Origin of the sequence: Janthinobacterium sp. YR213, assembly GCF_900099875.1 — a bacterium.
GTDB lineage: Bacteria > Pseudomonadota > Gammaproteobacteria > Burkholderiales > Burkholderiaceae_D > Janthinobacterium > Janthinobacterium lividum.
This window is the reverse complement of record NZ_FNDA01000001.1, coordinates 1931088-1951559: the sequence shown is the minus strand read 5'-3', so window position 1 is coordinate 1951559 and position 20472 is coordinate 1931088. Positions and strand designations below refer to the sequence as shown.

Sequence of the window (20472 nt, the reverse complement as noted above, 5' to 3'; positions counted from 1 at the left end):
GGCAGGCAGGCACGCCGCTGGCCATGGCCGCATCTGTCCGGCAGCCGCAAAATTTTGATGCAATGCAGCAGGCATGGACTATGATGAATGAGCTGCGCCGGCAATGTGCGATCACCTGGCAATCACCTCGCAGTCAACCGCATCGATGATCAGGGAGAAGATAATGGGCAACTCGAATACGCCGCAACCGGGCAATAGCCAGGGCGGCACGCCATCCACGGCGGGCAGCAAGCAAAGCACGGCCGACTCGGCTGAAAACTTTGTGCTGGTCGATAGCGAGCAAGGCCTCGATATCGGCGACGATCTGTTTTCCATCGGCGAAGTGCGGCGCGCCGACCGCTTGCCCCATCACCAGTCCGGTTCCGCCGGGCAGAGCAGGCAGAGTGCCGACGATGGGCCGGACACCACGGGCAGTACCGGCGTCTGAGCTTCCCTTCTTGACTGTCTGGTAATCCCCGCAGGGCCAGCCGTTGGACGTGTTCGCGCACGCCGGCTGGCCATTTCACCATACGGGGGAGTAACGCCGGCTGCTTGCCGGCGCGGGTAACATTGGCGAGTCGGCTACAGATCGACCCTGCCGTGTTCGCCCAAGTCCTTCGGCGGCTCGCCCGTTATGGCGGCCTTGGCCATTTCATAGAATTGCATCATCTTGCTGGCGCTGCTATCCCAGTATTCTGCCGACTGGATCGTCACCTTGATCAGCGACAGCTTCGGATCGTCGAGTCCGCCCGGGAACCAGGCTTTGACCAGCGGGTTCCACAATTCCTCCGCCTTGGCGCGGTCCTTCAGCAGCTGCGCATGGCCGCAAACGGATACATACAGGCTGTCGCCCGTGTCGACAAAGCTGACATTGACTTGTGGATTGTTCAACAAGTCGCGCGTGTAGGCGGCCTCGTCCGAGACAAAGAACCAGATGTGCCCTTCCTTGTCGACCTGCTGCTGCGTCAGCGGCCGGCTGGTGAGGGTGCGCATGTCGTCGCTGGTGGTCAGCATGCCGAATTTGACATCCTTGATCTTGGCCGCGATGCTGGCCAGTTGTTCGCTGGAATACGCTTGCATGTTGTGCTCCTGTTTGATTGTCCTGAACAACAGCATAGGCGGGCATGGCTCGCGGCTCTGTACGGCAGCTTACGTAGCGGCGCGCATGGCCCTGTCGTGTTGTGCATGTTTCAAAGCTGTTACAAAACGCTGGCCCGGCGGGGCGCCCCATGTATTGACTTAATAAATGATAATCATTATCATTTGTTTGAAAATGTCGGCATGAACTTTGATTGAAGGATGGGAATGAAGCACACTGACTTGTCGCGCCACCTGGCCCGCTCCTTGCCGGGAGCGGGCTATGGGTAATGCGGGCGCCGCGGACAAGGCCAAGAACAACGCCAGCAGCGCCGTCTGGCTGAAGAACTTGCATCAATGGCACTGGATCAGCTCAGCGCTTTGCCTGCTGGGCATGTTTTTGTTCGCCATCACCGGCATCACCCTGAACCACGCAGGCCAGATCGAATCCAAGCCGGCGATCACGCGCCAGAAGGCGGCGTTGCCGGCACCCCTCGTCACGGAACTGGCCGCGTATGCCGCCAAGCACGATGGCGCCAATGCGCCCATGCCGGCCGCCGCCGAAGCCTGGCTCAAGCAGCAATGGTCGCTCAATGCGGGCGGCCGTCCCGCGGAATGGTCGCTCGACGAAGTGTATTTGCCGCTGCCCAAGGCGGGCGGCGATGCCTGGGTGCGCATCGGACTGGAAGACGGGGCCGCCGAATATGAATTGACGGACCGGGGCTGGGTATCCTGGCTCAACGATGTCCACAAGGGCCGCAACACGGGCGTGGCCTGGAGCTGGTTCATCGACATCTTTGCCGGCGCCTGCATCGTGTTTTGCCTGACGGGGCTATTGATTTTGAAGTTCCACGCGGCCAACCGGCCATTTACCTGGCCGATGGTTGGTCTCGGTATCTTGATACCTTGCGCGATCGCCCTGCTGTTTATTCACTGATCGTTTTTATTTTTCCTTTTTACAGGCACACCATGAAATTACGCTACTCCCTGGCGCTTGGCCTTCCCCTGATCGGCACTTCGGCGATGGCGGCCGACCTGGCCCTCAAGATTGAAATCCCGCAACTGAACGTGGCGGAGTACCACCGTCCCTACGTGGCGGCATGGCTGGAAACGGCCGATCAAAAGGTCGTCGGCAATCTGACGGTGCTGTATGACGTGAAAAAGAAGGACAAGGCCGGCGAAAAATGGCTGAAGGACATGCGTCAATGGTGGCGCAAGAGCGGCCGCGACCTGGCCATGCCCGTTGACGGCGTCAGCGGCGCCACGCGTGCGCCGGGCGAACATACCCTGACTTTCCCTGGTGCCAAGGCCTTGCTTGACAAGCTGCCGGCCGGCGAATACCAGGTGGTGGTGGAAGCGGCGCGCGAAGCGGGTGGACGTGAACTGGTGCGCGTGCCGTTCCAGTGGCCGCTGAAGTCGGCCCAGTCCGTGCCTGCCAAAGGCAAGGAAGAACTCGGCAATGTCGTCGTCCAACTCAAACCATAAGGCGCACATCATGTTCAATCGATTCAACCAATCCCTGATCGCCCTGGCCCTGGCCGGCCTGGCCATGAACGCCCACGCCCACCGCGGCTGGATGGTGCCATCGAGCACGATGGTGGAAAGCAAGGACGCCTGGGTGACGGTGGACGCAGCCGTCTCCGACGGCCTGTTCGAGATCGACCACCAGCCGCTGCGCCTGGACGCGCTGCAAGTCATCGGTCCGGACGGCGCCAAAGTCACGCCGGCGAACACGGTCACGGGCCGTTTGCGCAGCGTCTTCGATGTGAAAATGGAAAAGCCTGGCACGTATAAAGCGGCCATCGTGTCGCAAAACGTGATGGGCAGCTACAAGCTCAATGGCGAGCAGAAGCGTTTCCGTGGCAACGAGGAAACGTTCAAGAAGGAAGTGCCGGCTGACGCGCAAGAACTGAAAATCACGCGCACGGCAGCGCGCCTGGAAACCTTCTTCAGCAATGGCGAAACCAGCACGGAAGTGTTCAAGCCGACAGGCGTGGGCCTGGAATTCGTGCCGGTGACGCACCCGAACGACTTGCGCGCCGGCGAGAAAGCCACGTGGCGCTTCCTGGTCGACGGCAAGCCGGCGGCGAACCAGGCGTTCAGCCTCGTGCCAGGCGGCGTGCGCTACCGTGGCGTGCTCGGTGAAATCCGCCAGAGCACGGATGCCAAGGGCGAGATCACGTTTACGGTCCCGGCGGCCGGCATGTATTACCTGAGCAGCACCTGGCCTGCGGCCGCACCTGCCGTGGCCGGCCAGCCGCCAGCCATGCCCGAGCGCCGCATGACGTACGCGGCCACCGTGGAAGTGTTGCCGCAGTAAGCGGCGGCATCTTCGCGAGCGAGAGCGCCGATGCGCCGGGTCCTGCTGCCGCAGCAAATTTCCGATCAGGTCGCGCCGCCCGGTGCCGCGCTCCGGGACTTGCGCGGCCTGTCGATGGGCACCAGCTGGTCGGTACGCCTGCTCGAGCCCGCCATGCCGGGACGCGCGGGCAGCGCCGACTTGCAGCAGGGCTTGCAGCAGCAGCTGGACCTGGTGGTGGCGCAAATGAGCCACTGGAGCGACGAGTCCGACCTGGGCCGCTTCAACCGGGCCGAGCCTGGCAGCTGGCACAGCCTGCCCGCCGCGTTTTGCGAGGTGCTGGGCTTTGCCATGCACGTGTCGCAAGCGTCCGGCGGCGCGTACGACCCGTGTGCGGGCGCGCTCGTCAACCTGTGGGGCTTCGGCCCCCGCAACCGTTATGACGAGCCTGGATTCCTGCCGCCGAAAGACGATACCGTGGCGCTGCTGCTGGCGCAGCGCCAGCGCCGCCGCCTGGAACTCGACTTGCCGGCCCGCCGCGCGCGCCAGCCGGGCGGCTTGCAGCTCGATTTGTCCGCCGTGGCCAAGGGCTATGGCGTGGACCGCCTGGCCCGCTACCTGGAAAGCCAGGGCATCCACCATTACCTGGTGGAAGTGGGCGGCGAACTGCGCGGCGCCGGCAGCAAGCCCGATGGCCAGCCGTGGTGGGTCATGCTGGAACAGGTCGATGGCGCCGCCGATAGTGCCGATAATGCACAGTATCCGGCGGAAATGCTGCTGGCGCTGCACGGCTTGTCCGTGGCGACCTCGGGCGACTACCGGCGTTTCTTCCAGGACGGCACGGTGCGTTTCTCACACACCATTGATCCGCGCAGCGGCATGCCGATCGCCAACCAACTCGCTTCCGTCACCGTCGTGCATGCCGAATGCATGGCGGCCGATGCCTGGTCGACGGCCCTGACCGTGCTGGGGCCGGAAGCCGGCATGGCGCTGGCCGAAGAGCAAGGCTTGGCCGCGCGCTTCCTGCAGCGCAACGGCGAGGGCTACCACGAAACGCTGAGCAGCCACATGCTGGCCATGCTCGACGAATGAACGATTGATTCCATGATTTTTACGCACGATACGACGCGGCTGGCCTTGCTGGCCGCCCTGTCCCTCAGTTATGCGGGCGTGTGCCTGGCGCCCTGGCTGCGCGCGCGCGCCAAGCGCCGCGCGTCCGACGCCGCCAGGGCGGCGCTGGCCAACAGTCCCGCCTGGCTGGTGGCGTACGCGAGCCAGACGGGCAATGCCGAGGAACTGGCCACGCAAACGGCGCAGAGCCTGCAACTGGCCGGCATCCCCGTGCGCCTGTGTGCGCTGGCCGACGTCACGGCCAAGGATCTGCAACAAGCCGAGCGGGCCTTGTTCCTGGTCAGCACGTATGGCGAAGGCGACGCGCCCGACAATGCGGCCGCCTTCATGGGCCGCTTGATGACGGGCGAGCTGGCGCTGCCGCAATTGCATTATGCCGTGCTGGCCCTGGGCGACCGCAGCTATGGCCATTATTGCGGCTTCGGCCGCGCGCTCGATGCCTGGCTGGCGGCGCAGGGCGGATCGCGCCTGTTCGAACGCATCGAAGTTGACCGCAGCGCCAGCGCCGCCATCGAGCAATGGTTCCAGCACCTGAGCCACCTGGCCGGCACCAGCGACGCGCCCGACTGGAGCGCCCCCGCCTTCGGCGACTGGCGTTTGACGCAGCGGCGCCACCTCAACCCTGGCAGCGCTGGCGGCGCCATCTACCACGTGGAACTGGCGCCGGTGGCGGGCAGCTTGCCTGACTGGCAATCGGGTGACCTGGTGCAGGTGACCGCCCCGGCCGACCCATCGCAGCCGCGCGAATACTCGATCGCCTCGATTCCGCATGATGGCGGCGTGCATCTGCTGGTGCGCCAGCATGCGCATCCCGATGGCAGCCTGGGCCTGGCCTCGGGCTGGCTCACGGCGCAAGCCAAGGTCGGCGACGTGGTGCAATTGCGCCTGCGCCAGCACCGGCGCTTCCGCCTGGAAGACAATGCCCGGCGGCCATTAATTCTGATCGGCAACGGCAGCGGCATCGCCGGCTTGCGCGGCCACCTGAAAAGCCGCGTGCTGGCGGGGCAGCGGCGCAACTGGCTGATCTTTGGCGAGCGCAACCTGGCCCACGATTTCCATTATCGCGAGGAAATTGAGCGCTGGCACGCCAGCGGCGACTTGCCGCGCCTGGACCTGGCGTTTTCGCGCGACCAGGCGGAGCGGACCTACGTGCAGGACCGCCTGCGCGGCAATGCCGACGAGGTGAAACTGTGGCTGGAGCAGGGTGCCGCCATCTACGTTTGCGGCAGCCTGGCCGGCATGGCGGGCGGCGTCGACCAGGCCCTGCAAGAGATGCTGGGCCGGCCCGCGCTCGACGCGCTGGCGGCCGAAGGGCGCTACCGGCGCGACGTGTATTGAGTTTTTGACGCCGCCAGCGCGTTCGCGCGCACACGGCTATCATGATTGTTTCATCCGAGGAGACACATCATGAGCGACAGCATTTACGACATTCCCTTGCGCCGCATCAATGGCGAACCCACCAGCCTGGACGCCTATCGCGGCAAGGTCGTGCTGGTGGTCAATGTGGCCTCCGCCTGCGGCTTGACGCCGCAGTACGAAGGACTGGAAAAACTCTACGCCGACAAGCAGGCCGAGGGCCTGGTGGTGGCCGGTTTTCCCGCCAATGAATTCGGTGCGCAGGAGCCGGGCACCAATGCCGAGATCGCGGACTTTTGCCGTGGCACGTTTGGCGTGCAATTTCCCATGTTTGAGAAAATCGTCGTCAAGGGTCCGGGCCAGCATCCGCTGTACCAGCGCCTGGTGCAAGAGCAGCCGCAGGCGCAGGAAAAGCCGGGCAGCGATTTCCGCGCCAAGCTGGCCGGTTACGGCATCACGCAGGAGCAGCCCAGCGACGTGCTGTGGAATTTCGAGAAGTTTTTGATCAGCAAGGACGGCAAGGTGGTGGGGCGTTTTGCGCCCGACACCACGGTAGATGATGCGCTCTTGCGCGAAGCCATCGCGCGCGAGTTGCAGGCCTAGGTTTTAGTCGGAGGCGTCCAGCGCGGCTGGCTCCATCTCGCCACTGACTTCCTGCAAGCCCCGTGCCAGGCTGGAAATGCTGGGGTTGTCGATGAAGACGCAGCGCTTGCCCGTGCGCTTGCAATAATCCTTGACGCGCCAGTAGGCGCTGTGGCTGATGCAGCCCGTCTGGCAAATCACCAGGTCGGCCGCCGCCAGGCTCGAATCGAGCAGGTTGGCATTGTCTTCCAGGCCGCCGTCGTGGTGGGCGAATTGCGCGCCGACCCGCTCGATCAGGGCGCGGTAGGTGGCTACATTGCCGCTGCGCCCCCCCACGCACAGGACGCTTTGATCGACCAGGCGGATCGGCATTTTCAGCTTGCCGCCGGTCGGCACTTCCAGCTTCGGCGCCGGTGGCGGCGCGGCAGCGGCCGGGCGTGGCTGGGCCTGCTTCAATTCCACGATTTGCTGGCGCAATTCCTTTTCGCGCTCATCCATTTGCGCCAGGCGCTCGACCAGGCGCGTGCGCGATTCCAGCGCCGGGATGGCGGCCTGCAATTGCGCCAGTTCCGCGCGCAAGCCATCGATCACGCTATCCTTGCCGATGGCCTCGGCACGCGTGCGCAGCAGCACGGCTTCCTGGCGCTCCAGCTCGCCCGTTTTTTCCATCAGTGCTGCCTGGCTGCGCTGTTGCAGCTTGGCCAGTTCGTGCGCCAGGCGCGCGTTTTCTTCCTGCAAGGCCGTAAATTTGCCCATGTCGGCGCGCACGCAGGCGCCGGCCTGGTGCTGGATCATGTGCAAGTCTCTGCACATCTGCTCTTCCAGCTCGCCATCGCAGCGCGGGTGCGTCAGGCCAGCCCAGAAGGCGCCCGACACGTCGCCGTTGGCGACGGCCGTGCGCCACAGTTGCGCTACCTGCTCCGTGGTCTTGGCGCCGCGAAAGCGCAGGATCACGGGAGCGTAGCGGCGTTCGAGTTCCTTTTGCAGCGCTTCGGACAGGCGGTTGCGCGCGCCGCATTCCGTCACGGCGCCCACGTGCACTTCGTAGTCGTCTGCCAGCACGCGCCCGCCCGTCATCTTGCCCACCAGCTTGCGCAGGTAGCCCAATGGCAAGCCCACGCCGACCAGCGGACAATGGCAGGTATGCGACAGTTCCCACAGCCGGCGGCGGCGTGAAGCGAGCGCGGCCGTTTCGGCTCCGTCGCTGGAACAATTGCTGATGACGGGCAAGGACTGGTCTTTGTCACACATGGCGGTATCCTGTTGGGCGGTGGCAGTGTTGAATAGAAATTATTGCGGCAGGGGCGAGGCAGGGCGCTTGGCGCTCAGCATGCGTGCCAGGCGATCGAGCAATGTGGTCTTCGGCGGCGCCGGCCGGTGCAGCGCCACCAGGGCGGCCCACTGCTGCGACAGTTGCTGGCACGTCGCTTGCAGCACGGGGCCCAGGCCGGGCGAATTCGACAGCACTTGCAGATGGCGTTCGATGACACCGGCCAGTTTCTCGCAGGGACTGCCCGCATGGTAGTGCGACATCAGATGCAGCACGGCCGACAGCAGCAATTCAGGCTGTTGGCCTTGCGGGGAAGGAAACGTCGTGGAAGGTCGGTCGTTCGCCATCAAACACTCCTGTGCGGTGGTTTGGCTGGCTGCGCGCACGGAGCGCGACTGGCTGGCGAGTGTGGTGACTGGCTGCCGTGCTGCTTCAGGCAGTCAGGATCAGCTTGTTCAACTGGGTGACGCGCAGACGATAGATCTTGCCGCTGTGCTCAATCTCCACTTCGCGGCCCTGCTGCAGCAGCGCTTCGCTGGTGATGCGGCGCGCCGGCTGGGCCATGCTGACGGGAGGACGGACGTGGGCGGTAGCGGCATCCTGGATCAAGGCTGGTTTTGAGCTTTGCATGTTGGGCTTTCTTTATCTCAGTTGAGAATGATTCGTATTTGCATTATTGTTGAATGTGGCCCGAAAAGCAAGGCTTATTTGTGTGGAATCCGCGCTTTTTTGCGGCGAGATGGCAGCGTGGAAGATGCTGCTGCGCAAAGGTGGCCGCTGACGCGGCGCGGAAGGGGAGTGGCCGCAAAAAAGACCCGGCCAAGGCGTTGCGCGCCTTGGCCGGGCCAAGCCTGTGCCAAGCTTGAAGAAATCGGGATGGCGCTAAATGGTGGCCAGCAATTGCGCCGAGGCTGTGGCGGCCGCGGTGGTATCGGCCTTGAGTTTGGCGGCGGCCAGCTGCTTGGCGCGCGAGCGCGACGGCGGCAGGCGGCGCAGGGTTTTCAGGGCGTCCGGATCCTTGATGCCGATGGTGCGCTGATCAACCGTGATGAGGCCAATTTCATTGAATGCGGACAAGGTGCGGCTGACCGTTTCCAGGGTCAGGCCCAGGTAGCTGCCGATTTCATGGCGCGTCATGCGCAGGTTGAACAGCTTGCTCGAATAGCCCATCTGCGCGAAGCGGTCGGCCAGCGAGACGAGGAAGCGCGCCACGCGGGCTTCGGCACTGAGGGCGCCCAGCATGCCGATCATGGCTTGCTCGCGCACGAGTTCGCGGCTCATCACGCCATACATGACGTTTTCCAGTTCCAGGTGCACCCTGCCCAGCGCCGTCAGCTTCTTGAACGGCAGCAGGATCAGGTCGCAGTCGGACAGGGCCACCGCTTCCGAGGAGTAATGGCGCGAGTGGATCCCGTCGACGCCCAGCATGTCGCCCTTCATGGGGAAGCTGAGTACCTGCTCATTGCCGAATTCATCGATGAGCACGGTTTTCAGGAATCCCGAATTGACGATGTACAGGGTGTCGAACGGTTGGCCGATGGTGTGCACGCGCTGGCCCGTCTTGAATTGCACGTGCTGGAACAGCAGTTCGTCAGCGGCGATGGTGCAGGCGCTGGAGATATGCAGCAGGTCGCACACCTCCTTCAGGTTCGACCAGAGCCGGCCCTGGCGCTGGCGTCCCGCTTCCATCGGGGAGGAGGGGGCCAGCGACGGTGAGGCAGCGCGGGTGTCGGGCGTTTGCGTGGACAGCATGTTCATCTCCTGGTGACAGGTAGTTCAGAGTTGAATGACGGGATGCTCGGGGCGGCGGGCGGGCAAGGGTCGGCGGCGCGCGTCCAGGCAGGTAATGCTCAATTCGCTGAAGACTTGCTGTGTGATGAAATAACTTTCCAGCAACTTGATGACTGGTTTCAGTATGCCAACAACCGTATGCAATTAATATCAGCAGTGGCTGAATATGGCAGTAGGAGCTGCGGTAGGTGAGGTAGGATTGTTCCTACAGTTGGCGCGCGGGCGCGCGCCAGGAGGATCACGTCTTGAAGGGCGATAGCAGGCGGTGCGCGACGGCATACTGGACCATTTCCGATAGGGAACTCATGCCCATCTTTTGCATGATGCGCGTCTTGTGCGTACTCACCGTCTTCACGCTCAGATGCAGGTTGTTGGCAATTTCCGTGATCGACTTGCCGGCCACCAGCAGGGAAAAGACTTCGAATTCGCGGTCCGACAACTGTTTATGCAGCAAGCTTTCATTCGGCATCATGATGTTGAGCACGAGCTGCTCCGCCACCTCGGCGCTGATGTAGGGGCGTCCCGACGCCACCTTGTGGATGGCGCCCACGAGCTGGGTGCCCGCGCTTTCCTTGGTCAGATAGCCTTGCGCGCCGGCGCGGATGGCGCGCACCGCATATTGCTCTTCCTCGTGCATGGTGAGGATCAGGATGGACAGCTTGGGCGCCTCGCTGCGGATTTGCCGGATCAGGTCGACGCCGCTGCGGCCCGGCATCGACAGGTCGAGCAGCAGCAGGTCGAAGCCGCCCTGGCGCACGTGGTTGAGGACTTCAAAACCGTCGATGGCCTCACCCACGATGTCGATATCCGGCGCGCCGTCAAGGATGCGCTTTAATCCTTCACGCATGATGGTGTGGTCGTCGGCAATCACAATACGTATCATAGGCGGGCAATCTGGTGGCGTGTAATCTGCTGTGTCCGTTACCGGACAATCAAATGTTAAGAAACGAGAAATGTTGTCATTTTAACTGAAATGTCCGCACGTTTGCCTTTTTCTTGCTGTGCCGGCAACGGCGGCCTCCGTGGCCATGTGACCCCTTATTTTGCCGGGGGTTCCTTGATCAGCCTATGCACGAGCACGGGCAATTTCGAGTGCGACAGCACCTTGTTGGTGACGCTACCCAGCAGCAACTGGCCCCAGCCGCTGCGGCCATGCGAACCCATGAAGATCAGGTCGCATTGCTGCAATTGCGCCACTTCCACGATTTTCAGGGCCGGGCTGTCGGAAAAGGCCGTCAAGCCCGTCGCCTGCAGGCCCCGCTTGGCAGCCGCGTCGAGGATGGGCTGCCAGTGGTCGGCGCCCGCCTTGCGCATGGCGATGCGGTATTCCTCTTCGCTGGGATAGCTTGGCGGAATGATTTCGATATACACCGGGTACTGGTACTCGGGTGCCACGTACACGGCAAGGATGTCGGCGTGCATCTGTTCGGCAAAGGCAACGCCGGCGCAGGCCGTCAAGTTGGAGACGGTGGAGCCGTCCGTGGCGATCAGAATTTTCTTATACATGGCAGGTCCTTTGGCGATGACTCAGCGCGCGCAACGCCTCTTATTGTAGACGTGGCGGCAGCATTGTATTCATGTAAAGACTTGATAATTGTCAATACTACTGCACCTTCAGTATAGACAACATTGGCAGAAAGATCGTGTTTAAGGTGCAACGATGTCCCAGCGATATCCATATGGCGCTGTTGCGCAGGCGCCCGCGGGCAGGATTTCTTGTGCGGCGCGTGGTCTTGCACGCACGCCAATGGTAGTATTTCAAAATACAACAGCAGGAACACTTATTTCCTGGCGGAAAAGCTCTTGTGGGCCAGCTTTGCACCGGGAAGCGCGTTTTGAGATTTACCAACAGGGCGGCGCCCTGCTACACTCGCACCATCGCAGCGGTATTGCCTCAAATCATCTTAATCGAGAAATTGTGGGTATCAGTCTGTAAAACGCACAGTTCAGGCGGAATTTTGACAAATTATGGAGAAGCAGGGATATGACCAACGCCGCTGATGATTTCGATGCATTATTCGATGAAGTATCCGCGCAAAGCGCGGCCGCAGCCACGCCGGCGCCTGCCGCCGCGCCCGCTCCCGCCGTGATCGCGGATGACGATTTTGACGCGCTGTTCGACTCCGTGTCGGCCAGCGCCGCCGTGCCGGCAGCCGCAGCGGCGCCGGTGGCTGCCGCGCCAGCCGCAGCGGAAGCGGCCCCCGTGGCCGGCGTCGGCGCGCCTGGCGAAGCGGCCGATCCGGTCGACCAGTCCGACAAACCGATGTTCGAGCGCCTGGGCGGCATCGTGCGCCTGCTGCACGACTCGCTGCGCGAACTGGGCTACGACAAGGCATTGACGGAAGCGTCGTCGCAGATCGTCGACGCTCAGGACCGCCTGGAATATGTCGCCACCCTGACGGAGCAGGCCGCCAACAAGGTCCTGAATACGCTCGACGAAGGCATGCCGGCGCAAGACGTGCTGTCGAAGAAAGCCAAGGACATGGACAGCCGCTGGACAGCCTTGTTCGATGGCAAGCTGAGCCTGGAAGAATTCAAGGCCCTGGCCGGCGATTCACGCCAGTTCGCCCAAGCCGTTGCCGAAGCAACGGAAGCGGAAAAAGCACGCTTGCTGGAAATCATGATGGCCCAGGACTTCCAGGACATCACGGGCCAGCTGATCAAAAAAGTGGTCAACATCACCAAGACGGTGGAGCACGAGCTGGCTCAGCTGCTGCGCGACAACGCGCCGGCCGAGGTGCGCGAAAAGCTGGCGCAAAAGCCGGTGCCGCTGATGCAGGGCCCGTCCGTGCCGTCGGTGGCGCTGGACCAGGATAATGTAGACGACCTTCTTGCGGATTTGGGATTCTAATGGACGATATGCTCAAGGATTTCGTCGTTGAGGCGATGGATCTTGCGGTTAATGTTGAAGAGCACTTATTGCGCCTCGAGCGTGATCCTGACAACAAGGAAACACTGAATGCCGTGTTTCGTTCTTTCCACACCATCAAGGGTGGCGCCGGCTTCATGGGCTTGCCCGCGCTGGTGGCGGCCTGCCATCTGACGGAAAACCTGTTTGACGCCTTGCGCACGGGCGCAGCGCCGGTAACCCCCATCGCCATCGAGGCGGCGCTGCAAGCGTCCGGTTTCGTGGCCGACCAGCTGACGGAACTGGCGAATGGCGCCGCACCGGAAAGCTTGCCGGCCATGCCGGAAGAGCTGGAACATATCCTGACGAATGCCATCGAAGGCAAGGGCATGGACGCGCCTGCGCCGGCCGCCGCCGTGGTGGCGGAAGCGGCCGTGGTCGTTGCCGAGGTCGCAGAAGTTGCCGTGGCCGCGCCCGCAGCCGCCGTTTCCACCGCCGGCGCCGATGGCCTGGACTGGGAAGGCATGTATAACGCCGTCGTGCCCGAGGGCAGCCGGGTCGCTGCCGCGCCGGTGTCCGCCGTCGCCGCTGCCCCTGCCGTCGTGGCCGCCGCGCCGGCCGCTGCCGCTGCCGCCAAGCCGGCCGCCAAGGCCTGGGATGGCGCCGAACGACGCGAAGAGCGTCCGGAAGTGCGCCATGCCGCGCCCGTCAAGGAAGACAGCATCCGCGTCGACGCCGTCAAGCTCGATGCCCTGCTGGAAGTGGCTGGCGAATCCGTGCAGGCCGCCAACCAGGCTGCCGTGCTGCTTGAGCGCTTGCTGCAATTCAAATTCGAAGGCCAGGCCGCCACCCTGATGGCGACTCTGGCGGAAACCCTGGAACGCGCTTCGCGCTACTCGACGGAACTGCAGCGGGCCACCCTGGCCACGCGCATGCAGCCCGTGGGCCGTCTGTTCCAGAAATTCCCGCGCCTGGTGCGCGAGCTGGCGAAGGACCTGGGCAAGGATGTCGAGCTGACCATCGAGGGCGCGGAGACGGAAGTCGACCGCGTGGTGGTCGACAGCTTGTACGATCCGCTCGTGCACATGCTGCGCAACTCGCTCGACCATGGCGTCGAATCGCCGGAAGCGCGCCTGGCTGCCGGCAAACCCGCCAAATCGTATATTTCACTGAAAGCATGGCAGGAAGCCAACAGTGTCATGATCGTGCTGCAGGATGACGGCAAGGGCATGGATCCGGCCTTCCTGCGCAGCAAGGCCCAGCAAAAGGGTTTGATCAGCGAAAACGCGCAATTGAGCAACGACGAATGCTTCCAGCTGGTGTTCCTGCCGGGCTTCTCGACCAAGGAAGTCGCGTCCAGCGTCTCCGGCCGTGGCGTGGGCATGGACGTGGTGAAAACGGCCGTGGAGAAAAACCGCGGCGCCATCCATATTGAGTCGGCGCTGGGCAAGGGCACGAAATTTGCCATCCGCCTGCCGATCGAACTGTCGATCGTGCCGACCATGCTGGTGTCGACGTCGGGTGCCGCGCTGGCGCTGCCGATGGCGGTGGTGCAACGCGTCGTCGAATTGCCGGAAACCTTCATGGAAGTGGGCGGCGCGCCCGTGCTGAAAGACCAGGGCCGTCCATTGCCCGTGCGGTCGCTGGCCGGCTCCCTGGGCTACGAATCGTGCAGCGAGCGTGTCGGCATCGTGGTCGCCGCGCCACAGCCGTACATCCTGGCCGTGGAAGCCGTCGATGGCACGGCCGACCTGGTGATCAAGCCGATGACGGCCATCACCGTGGAAGGCATCACGGGTACGGCCCGCTCGGCCGAGGGCGAGCTGGTGCTGGTTGTCGGCCTGTCGTTCCTGATGGATGGGTGCCGGGGGAGCGTGCGTTTGGCTGCATGAGAGCACCTGACCAAACCTACTGCGCGTCGGTATAGGCGGCCTGCGATGCTCACCGTACTAGAGTACGGTTGCGCTTCTTAGCCACCTCTCCCTTCCGCTCGCTACGGTTTTGTCAGGCTCCGTAAGTAAGTATTTGCTTTATTCATTGAAAGCCCACTATGCGTAGTGGGCTTTTTCATTGGGTAATCAAACGCCGCCGGGGCGTAAAGTTCCCCCTTCAAGCCAGCGCTGCACGCGCAGCACTTCCTGAGCGCGCTCCGCCTCGTCCTTCGGTGGCGGCAGGTAGATATCGGGCATGATGCCACCGAGATCCACCTGCAGCTGCGGCAAGCGGGCAGAGCGCGAGGTGGCGTATTGCAGGTGGCGCTGTCCCGATGGCAGGGCGTGCAGGCGCAGGTTGGAATAGTCGAGTGCGCCGTAACTGTTGCGGCCGATCAATTTCACATGAAAACTTTGCCGCGCCGCCAGCAGGAATTCTTCGCAGGAGCTGGCGCAGTCGCGGTCGACCAGCACGGCCACGCGCGCCGGCCGGCGCGGTTCCGGCGTGTCCGCGCGCATATAGCTGATGGTGCCGCTGCTTTGCTGCGGCGCGTATTGGCCCGGCTTGACGCTGCGCATCTGCGTCACGGCCTGGGCCGCAAAGGCGGCGCATGCCTGGTCGCCGGGCGCCAGCAGCGCGCAGACGTTTTCCTGGCCTGCGATATTGGCCGGCGTGGATAGCCATTCGGCGCCCATGCGGACGATCTCTCCCGAACTGATCCAGGATAGCAGCGGCGCATACGTGCTGTCGCTGCCGCCGCCGTTGCGGCGCACGTCGAGGATCCAGTTGGGGCGCGCCGCCAGTGCCGCGCGATGCGTATCGAGCAGGGCGGCCACGGCGGCGCGGTAGCTGCCGTGAAAGCTGGGCAAGGTCAGCAGTACAGTCGCGTCCGACAATATCCGCAGCGCCGGTTCCTTCGATGCTGCCGCCTGTCCCGGCGCTGCAGGCCGTGCCGGCGCCGGTTTGGCGATATCGAGCGCGCTGCCCGGCTTCACATGCAGGTGGCCCTTGCGCCACATGCGCGCATAGTTTTCCAGGACCGCATCGCAGGCCTGGCCATCGGCCGCGCCGGCCGCCGCCGTGGTGGCCGTGGCCAGCGCCAGGTCGAAATACGCCTGTCCCTTTTGTTCCAGGTGCTGGCGCGCGCCCGTGTCATTTTCCAGCAGGAAGGGCGCAATGGCGCGCAAGTCCTGTACGCATGTTTCTCCCGGCGTGGCCGCCGCCGCATGGGCGCAGGCCAGGGTCAGGGCGGCCAGCGCCAACAAGTTCAGTTTCATCGAAGTCCCCAGTGTGGTGGCGCGCGTGCGCCGGTCATTATTGTCGAAACACAATACACGAAAGATTGAGGAAAAAACATGCCTTTCTGCCGCCGCCGTCAGTCCTTCGGCAAGCCGCGTGCGGATGGGCTTGTGATGGCGCTGATAAGCCGATATCGGCAATTTCCAGCTCATATCGAACAATGCGGCCAAACTTTGTATCGCCAATCCCACGCTTTTGCCTGTTTCGGTTCTGTATTCCCCAATATATGGCATAATCCTTGTGGATCACCGTATGACCTGGTATCACTTGATCACTTAAACAGGCTGTGGCAACGCTGCATAAATCATGATGAAGACGCTTTACGACAAACTTTGGGAATCCCACGTTGTTCGGGCCGAAGATGATGGCACGACAATTCTGTACATCGACCGGCACCTGCTGCACGAAGTCACCAGCCCGCAAGCCTTCGATGGCCTCAGCGTGGCGGGCCGCCAGCCGTGGCGCATTTCCGCCAACCTGGCCGTGGCCGACCATAACGTGCCCACCACCAGCCGCGTCGATGGCATTGCCGACCCGGTCTCGCGCCTGCAGGTGGAAACGCTGGACAAGAACGCCAAGCACTACGGCTTGACCTACTTCAACATGAACGACAAGCGCCAGGGTATCGTGCACGTGATCGGCCCCGAACAGGGCGCGACCCTGCCCGGCATGACGGTCGTCTGCGGCGACTCGCACACGTCCACGCACGGCGCGTTTGGCGCGCTGGCGCACGGCATCGGCACGTCCGAAGTGGAACACGTGCTGGCCACGCAAACCTTGCTGCAAAAGAAATCCAAATCCATGCTGGTGCAAGTCGACGGCGCCTTGCCGGCCGGCGTGACGGCGAAAGATATCGTGCTGGCCATCATCGGCAAGATCGGCACGGCCGGCGGCACGGGCTACTGTATCGAGTTCGGCGGCTCGGCCATCCGCGCGCTGTCGATGGAAGGCCGCATGACGGTGTGCAACATGGCCATCGAGGCGGGCGCACGGGCCGGCATCATCGGCGTGGATGACACCACCATCAATTACGTCAAGGGCCGTCCGTTTTCCCCGGCAGGTCCGCACTGGGAGCGCGCCGTGGCCTATTGGCGCACCCTGCATTCGGACCCTGGCGCCCGCTTCGACCTCGTCGTCACGCTCAACGCGGCAGACATCGTGCCGCAAGTGACCTGGGGCACCTCGCCCGAGATGGTGATCGGCGTCGATGGCCGCGTACCGGACCCCGACCAGGAAAAAGACAGCGTCAAGCGCGATGCGATGGAAAAGGCGCTGGTCTACATGAACCTCAAGCCCAACACGGCCATCGAAGACATCCGCATCGACAAGGTATTCATCGGTTCCTGCACCAATTCGCGCATCGAGGATTTGCGCGCGGCCGCCGCCGTGGTGCGCGGCAAGTACCGCGCCTCGAACGTCTCCCTGGCGCTGGTGGTGCCAGGTTCCGGCCTCGTCAAGGACCTGGCCGAGCGCGAGGGACTGGACCGCATCTTCAAGGATGCCGGCTTCGAGTGGCGCGAGCCGGGCTGCTCCATGTGTCTGGCCATGAATGCGGACCGCCTGGAGCCGGGCGAACGTTGCGCGTCTACGTCGAACCGCAACTTCGAAGGCCGGCAAGGGCAGGGCGGCCGTACCCACCTGGTGTCGCCCGCGATGGCGGCGGCGGCAGGCATCGCCGGCCACTTTGTCGACGTGCGGGGATTGCGATGACGGCAGGGACCGGCGCCGCTGGTTTACACTAGCGTTCCCGGTCCCTTACTTACTATCAAGAAATCATCATGAAAAAACTCTTCGCCCTCCTCATCGCCACCGTCATCCTGTCTGGCTGCAACACCGTCTCCGGCATCGGCCGCGATGTGCAGAAAGTCGGCCAGGTCGTCACTGGCGCCGGCGGAAAATAAACCGCGACGTGCCGGCGCCCCGCGCCGCGCGTCCTACCGAGTAGAAACAGCATGGATAAATTTACGATTTACGAAGGCCTGGTCGCCCCGCTGGACCGCGCCAACGTCGACACCGACGCGATTATCCCGAAGCAATTCCTGAAATCGATCCACCGCAGCGGCTTCGGCCCCAACCTGTTCGATGAATGGCGCTACCTCGACCATGGCGAGCCTGGGCAGGACAACAGCCGCCGTCCGCTGAATCCGGAGTTCGTGCTCAATGAGCCGCGCTACCAGGGCGCTTCGATCTTGCTTACGCGCAAGAACTTCGGTTGCGGCTCCTCGCGCGAGCACGCGCCGTGGGCGCTGGATCAATATGGCTTCCGCGCCATCATCGCGCCATCGTTTGCCGATATCTTCTTCAATAACTGCTACAAGAACGGCTTGCTGCCCATCGTGCTGTCGGAAAGCCAGGTCGAGCACCTGTTCAATGAAGTCAAGGCTTTCCCCGGCTTCAAGCTGGTGGTGGACCTGGAGCAGCAATGCGTGCGCACCAGCAACGGTTCCGTCTCGTATCCGTTCGAGATCGACGCCTTCCGCAAATATTGCCTGATGAATGGCCTCGACGATATCGGCCTGACCCTGCGCCACGCCGACGATATCCGCGCCTTCGAAGAACGCCATCTTTCTGCTCAGCCCTGGCTGGCCAACGTCATTTAAACGATTAAAATATGAAAATTGCAATCTTACCCGGCGACGGCATCGGTCCTGAAATCGTCGCGCAAGCCGTCAAGGTCTTGAATGTGCTGGGCGAATCGTTCGAGCTGGAAACGGCGCCCGTGGGCGGCGCCGGCTATGCGGCCCATGGCCACCCCTTGCCGGAAGGCACCCTGGCCCTGGCCAAGGCGGCTGATGCCGTGCTGTTCGGCGCTGTCGGCGACTACCAGTACGACAACCTGGAGCGCCAGTTCCGTCCCGAGCAGGCGATCCTGGGCTTGCGCAAGAACCTGGGCCTGTTCGCCAACCTGCGTCCGGCCATTCTGTATCCGGAACTGGCGGGCGCTTCGACACTGAAGCCGGAAGTGGTGTCCGGCCTGGACATTTTGATCATCCGTGAACTGACGGGCGACATCTATTTCGGCCAGCCCCGCGGCGTGCGCGAGTGCCCGGATGGTCCGTTCAAGGGCCAGCGCGAAGGTTTTGACACCATGCGCTATGCGGAAGGGGAAATCCGCCGCATCGCCCACGTGGCTTTCCAGGCCGCGCAAAAGCGCGACAAGCGCCTCACCAGCGTGGACAAGGCGAACGTGCTGGAAACCTTCCAGTTCTGGAAAGATATCGTCACCGACGTGCACAAGGAATACCCGGATGTGGCGCTCGATCACATGTATGTCGACGACGAGGCCATGCAGCTGGTGCGGGCGCCGAAGAAATTCGACGTCATGGTGACCGGCAACATGTTCGGCGACATTCTGTCGGATGCGGCCGCCATGCTGACGGGCTCGATCGGCATGTTGCCGTCGGCCTCGCTCGACGCCAACAACAAGGGCTTGTATGAGCCGTCGCACGGCTCGGCGCCCGATATCGCGGGCAAGGGCATCGCCAATCCGCTGGCGACGATCTTGTCGGCGGCCATGATGCTGCGCTATTCGCTCAACCGCGAAGAGCAGGCAAGCCGCATCGAGGCTGCTGTCAAGCAAGTGCTGGCGCAGGGCCTGCGCACGGCCGACATCCATGAAGCGGGCACGACTTTGGTCGGTACCGAGGCGATGGGTGATGCAGTTGTAAAAGCGCTGGGATAAAATAGTCTAATGACGGCAGTCGCCGTCTCATCTTGAGGAATGGTAATGAAATTAGTTGGCTTGGTAGGTTGGCGCGGTATGGTCGGTTCGGTCCTGATGCAGCGCATGCAGGAAGAGGGCGATTTCGCCCATATCGAACCGGTGTTTTTCACCACTTCGAACACGGGCGGCGCGGCGCCGGCCATGGCGAAGAATGAAACCATCCTCAAGGATGCCAACAACATCGCCGAACTGTCCAAGTGCGACATCATCATTTCCTGCCAGGGCGGCGACTACACGAGCGCTGTCTTCCCGCAGTTGCGCGCAGCGGGCTGGAATGGCTACTGGATCGATGCGGCATCGACCCTGCGCATGGAAAAAGACGCCGTCATCGTGCTCGACCCCGTCAACCTGCACGTCATCAAGGATGCGCTGGGCAAGGGCGTCAAGAATTACATCGGCGGCAACTGCACGGTATCGTGCATGATGATGGGCCTGGGCGGCCTGTTCCAGCACGATTTGATCGACTGGATGACGTCGATGACCTACCAGGCGGCATCGGGCGGCGGCGCGCAGCACATGCGCGAACTGCTGACGCAATTTGGCACCATCAACGGTTCCGTCAAGGCGCTGCTGGACAACCCGGCTTCCGCCATCCTGGAAATCGACCGCCAGGTGCTGGCCACCCAGCACGGCTATTCCCCGGATGAAATCAAGCAATTCGGCGCGCCGCTGGCCGGCAACCTGATCCCGTGGATCGACAAGGACCTGGGCAACGGCCAGTCGAAGGAAGAGTGGAAGGCGGGCGCGGAAACGAACAAGATCCTGGGCCGCGGCATCGACTTTGGCACCAAGGAAATCCCGGTGGACGGCCTGTGCGTGCGCATCGGCGCCATGCGCTGCCATTCGCAAGCCTTGACCATCAAGCTGAAAAAAGACGTGCCGCTCGATGAAATCAACGACATCATCGCCAGCAACAATCAATGGGTGAAATTCGTGCCGAACACGCGCGAAGCGTCCGTGCGCGACCTGTCGCCGGCGGCCGTCACGGGCAGCCTGACGATTCCTGTCGGCCGCGTGCGCAAGATGAGCATGGGCGGCGAATACCTGTCCGCATTCACCGTGGGCGACCAGTTGCTGTGGGGCGCGGCCGAGCCGCTGCGCCGCATGCTGCGCATCCTGCTGGACGCGTAATGGCAATAAATTGCTGATCCAGATCAAGCCGGGGCTGTTTTCCCGGCTTTTTT

General features: G+C 63.0%; 22 protein-coding genes. 14 read left to right on the top strand and 8 right to left on the bottom strand.

The annotated features are described in order from the left end of the window. Positions 1-163: 163 nt before the first annotated feature. On the top strand, positions 164-427 hold the full coding sequence (locus BLT98_RS08605) for a hypothetical protein (RefSeq protein ID WP_034783412.1): 264 nt from the start codon (positions 164-166) through the stop codon (positions 425-427). Positions 428-561: 134 nt separating this feature from the next. Here BLT98_RS08605 and BLT98_RS08600 read toward each other — a convergent pair whose 3' ends face one another. Next, positions 562-1059 (bottom strand): pyridoxamine 5'-phosphate oxidase family protein, encoded by a 498-nt coding sequence (locus BLT98_RS08600; protein WP_092607082.1) that lies wholly within the window; start codon positions 1057-1059, stop codon positions 562-564. 280 nt (positions 1060-1339) lie between these two features. Here BLT98_RS08600 and BLT98_RS08595 point away from each other — a divergent pair, with 280 nt between their 5' ends. The 6 genes from BLT98_RS08595 (at position 1340) to BLT98_RS08570 (ending at position 6445) form a co-directional block, all read left to right on the top strand. Further along, a complete protein-coding gene (locus tag BLT98_RS08595) occupies positions 1340-1993 on the top strand; it encodes a PepSY-associated TM helix domain-containing protein (RefSeq protein ID WP_092606483.1) in 654 nt (217 codons plus the stop codon). 32 nt (positions 1994-2025) lie between these two features. Next, positions 2026-2541, top strand: coding sequence for a DUF2271 domain-containing protein (locus BLT98_RS08590; RefSeq protein WP_034783417.1), 516 nt, complete (start codon positions 2026-2028; stop codon positions 2539-2541). A 10-nt stretch (positions 2542-2551) separates the two neighbouring features. Next, on the top strand, positions 2552-3376 hold the full coding sequence (locus BLT98_RS08585; RefSeq protein ID WP_092606481.1) for a DUF4198 domain-containing protein: 825 nt from the start codon (positions 2552-2554) through the stop codon (positions 3374-3376). A 30-nt stretch (positions 3377-3406) separates the two neighbouring features. Next, on the top strand, positions 3407-4447 hold the full coding sequence (locus BLT98_RS08580) for an FAD:protein FMN transferase (protein ID WP_092606479.1): 1041 nt from the start codon (positions 3407-3409) through the stop codon (positions 4445-4447). 12 nt (positions 4448-4459) lie between these two features. After that, on the top strand, positions 4460-5824 hold the full coding sequence (locus BLT98_RS08575) for a sulfite reductase subunit alpha (RefSeq protein ID WP_092606477.1): 1365 nt from the start codon (positions 4460-4462) through the stop codon (positions 5822-5824). A gap of 69 nt (positions 5825-5893) precedes the next feature. Then, positions 5894-6445, top strand: a complete 552-nt coding sequence (locus BLT98_RS08570) for a glutathione peroxidase (protein WP_092606474.1) — start codon at positions 5894-5896, stop codon at positions 6443-6445. 3 nt (positions 6446-6448) lie between these two features. Here the strand turns inward: BLT98_RS08570 and BLT98_RS08565 are convergent, their stop codons facing one another. From BLT98_RS08565 to BLT98_RS08535, 6 genes are all read right to left on the bottom strand, one after another. Then, positions 6449-7675 (bottom strand): DUF2325 domain-containing protein, encoded by a 1227-nt coding sequence (locus BLT98_RS08565; RefSeq protein WP_092606472.1) that lies wholly within the window; start codon positions 7673-7675, stop codon positions 6449-6451. Between the two features lie 39 nt (positions 7676-7714). Further along, positions 7715-8041 (bottom strand): hypothetical protein, encoded by a 327-nt coding sequence (locus BLT98_RS08560; protein WP_092606470.1) that lies wholly within the window; start codon positions 8039-8041, stop codon positions 7715-7717. An 85-nt stretch (positions 8042-8126) separates the two neighbouring features. After that, complete coding sequence (locus tag BLT98_RS08555; RefSeq protein ID WP_034750559.1) at positions 8127-8324, bottom strand: hemin uptake protein HemP; 198 nt, start codon at positions 8322-8324, stop codon at positions 8127-8129. 252 nt (positions 8325-8576) lie between these two features. After that, positions 8577-9383 (bottom strand): Crp/Fnr family transcriptional regulator, encoded by an 807-nt coding sequence (locus BLT98_RS08550; protein ID WP_034783488.1) that lies wholly within the window; start codon positions 9381-9383, stop codon positions 8577-8579. 340 nt (positions 9384-9723) lie between these two features. Next, positions 9724-10368, bottom strand: a complete 645-nt coding sequence (locus BLT98_RS08540; RefSeq protein ID WP_034783426.1) for a response regulator — start codon at positions 10366-10368, stop codon at positions 9724-9726. Between the two features lie 155 nt (positions 10369-10523). Continuing rightward, positions 10524-10991: a universal stress protein gene (locus BLT98_RS08535; RefSeq protein ID WP_070260284.1), complete on the bottom strand. Its 468-nt coding sequence runs from the start codon at positions 10989-10991 to the stop codon at positions 10524-10526. A 478-nt stretch (positions 10992-11469) separates the two neighbouring features. Here BLT98_RS08535 and BLT98_RS08530 point away from each other — a divergent pair, with 478 nt between their 5' ends. Both BLT98_RS08530 and BLT98_RS08525 read left to right on the top strand, forming a co-directional pair. Beyond that, positions 11470-12336: a protein phosphatase CheZ gene (locus tag BLT98_RS08530; protein WP_092606466.1), complete on the top strand. Its 867-nt coding sequence runs from the start codon at positions 11470-11472 to the stop codon at positions 12334-12336. Next, positions 12336-14225 (top strand): chemotaxis protein CheA, encoded by a 1890-nt coding sequence (locus tag BLT98_RS08525; protein ID WP_092606464.1) that lies wholly within the window; start codon positions 12336-12338, stop codon positions 14223-14225. Before BLT98_RS08530 ends, BLT98_RS08525 begins: the two co-directional genes overlap by 1 nt. Positions 14226-14411: 186 nt before the next feature. On the opposite strand, the gene BLT98_RS08520 is transcribed toward BLT98_RS08525, so the two are convergent. Then, positions 14412-15542 (bottom strand): S41 family peptidase, encoded by a 1131-nt coding sequence (locus BLT98_RS08520; RefSeq protein WP_170846323.1) that lies wholly within the window; start codon positions 15540-15542, stop codon positions 14412-14414. A gap of 328 nt (positions 15543-15870) precedes the next feature. On the opposite strand from BLT98_RS08520, the gene leuC reads away from it, so the two are divergent. From leuC to asd, 5 genes are all read left to right on the top strand, one after another. Next, a complete protein-coding gene (gene leuC / locus BLT98_RS08515; RefSeq protein WP_092606460.1) occupies positions 15871-17274 on the top strand; it encodes a 3-isopropylmalate dehydratase large subunit in 1404 nt (467 codons plus the stop codon). Between the two features lie 68 nt (positions 17275-17342). Continuing rightward, positions 17343-17465 (top strand): entericidin A/B family lipoprotein, encoded by a 123-nt coding sequence (locus tag BLT98_RS08510; protein ID WP_010400408.1) that lies wholly within the window; start codon positions 17343-17345, stop codon positions 17463-17465. A 51-nt stretch (positions 17466-17516) separates the two neighbouring features. After that, positions 17517-18164, top strand: coding sequence for a 3-isopropylmalate dehydratase small subunit (gene leuD, locus BLT98_RS08505; RefSeq protein ID WP_034783435.1), 648 nt, complete (start codon positions 17517-17519; stop codon positions 18162-18164). Positions 18165-18175: 11 nt separating this feature from the next. Beyond that, positions 18176-19246 (top strand): 3-isopropylmalate dehydrogenase, encoded by a 1071-nt coding sequence (leuB, locus tag BLT98_RS08500; protein WP_092606458.1) that lies wholly within the window; start codon positions 18176-18178, stop codon positions 19244-19246. 45 nt (positions 19247-19291) lie between these two features. After that, on the top strand, positions 19292-20419 hold the full coding sequence (gene asd, locus BLT98_RS08495) for an aspartate-semialdehyde dehydrogenase (RefSeq protein WP_071653756.1): 1128 nt from the start codon (positions 19292-19294) through the stop codon (positions 20417-20419). The last annotated feature ends 53 nt before the right edge of the window (positions 20420-20472 follow it).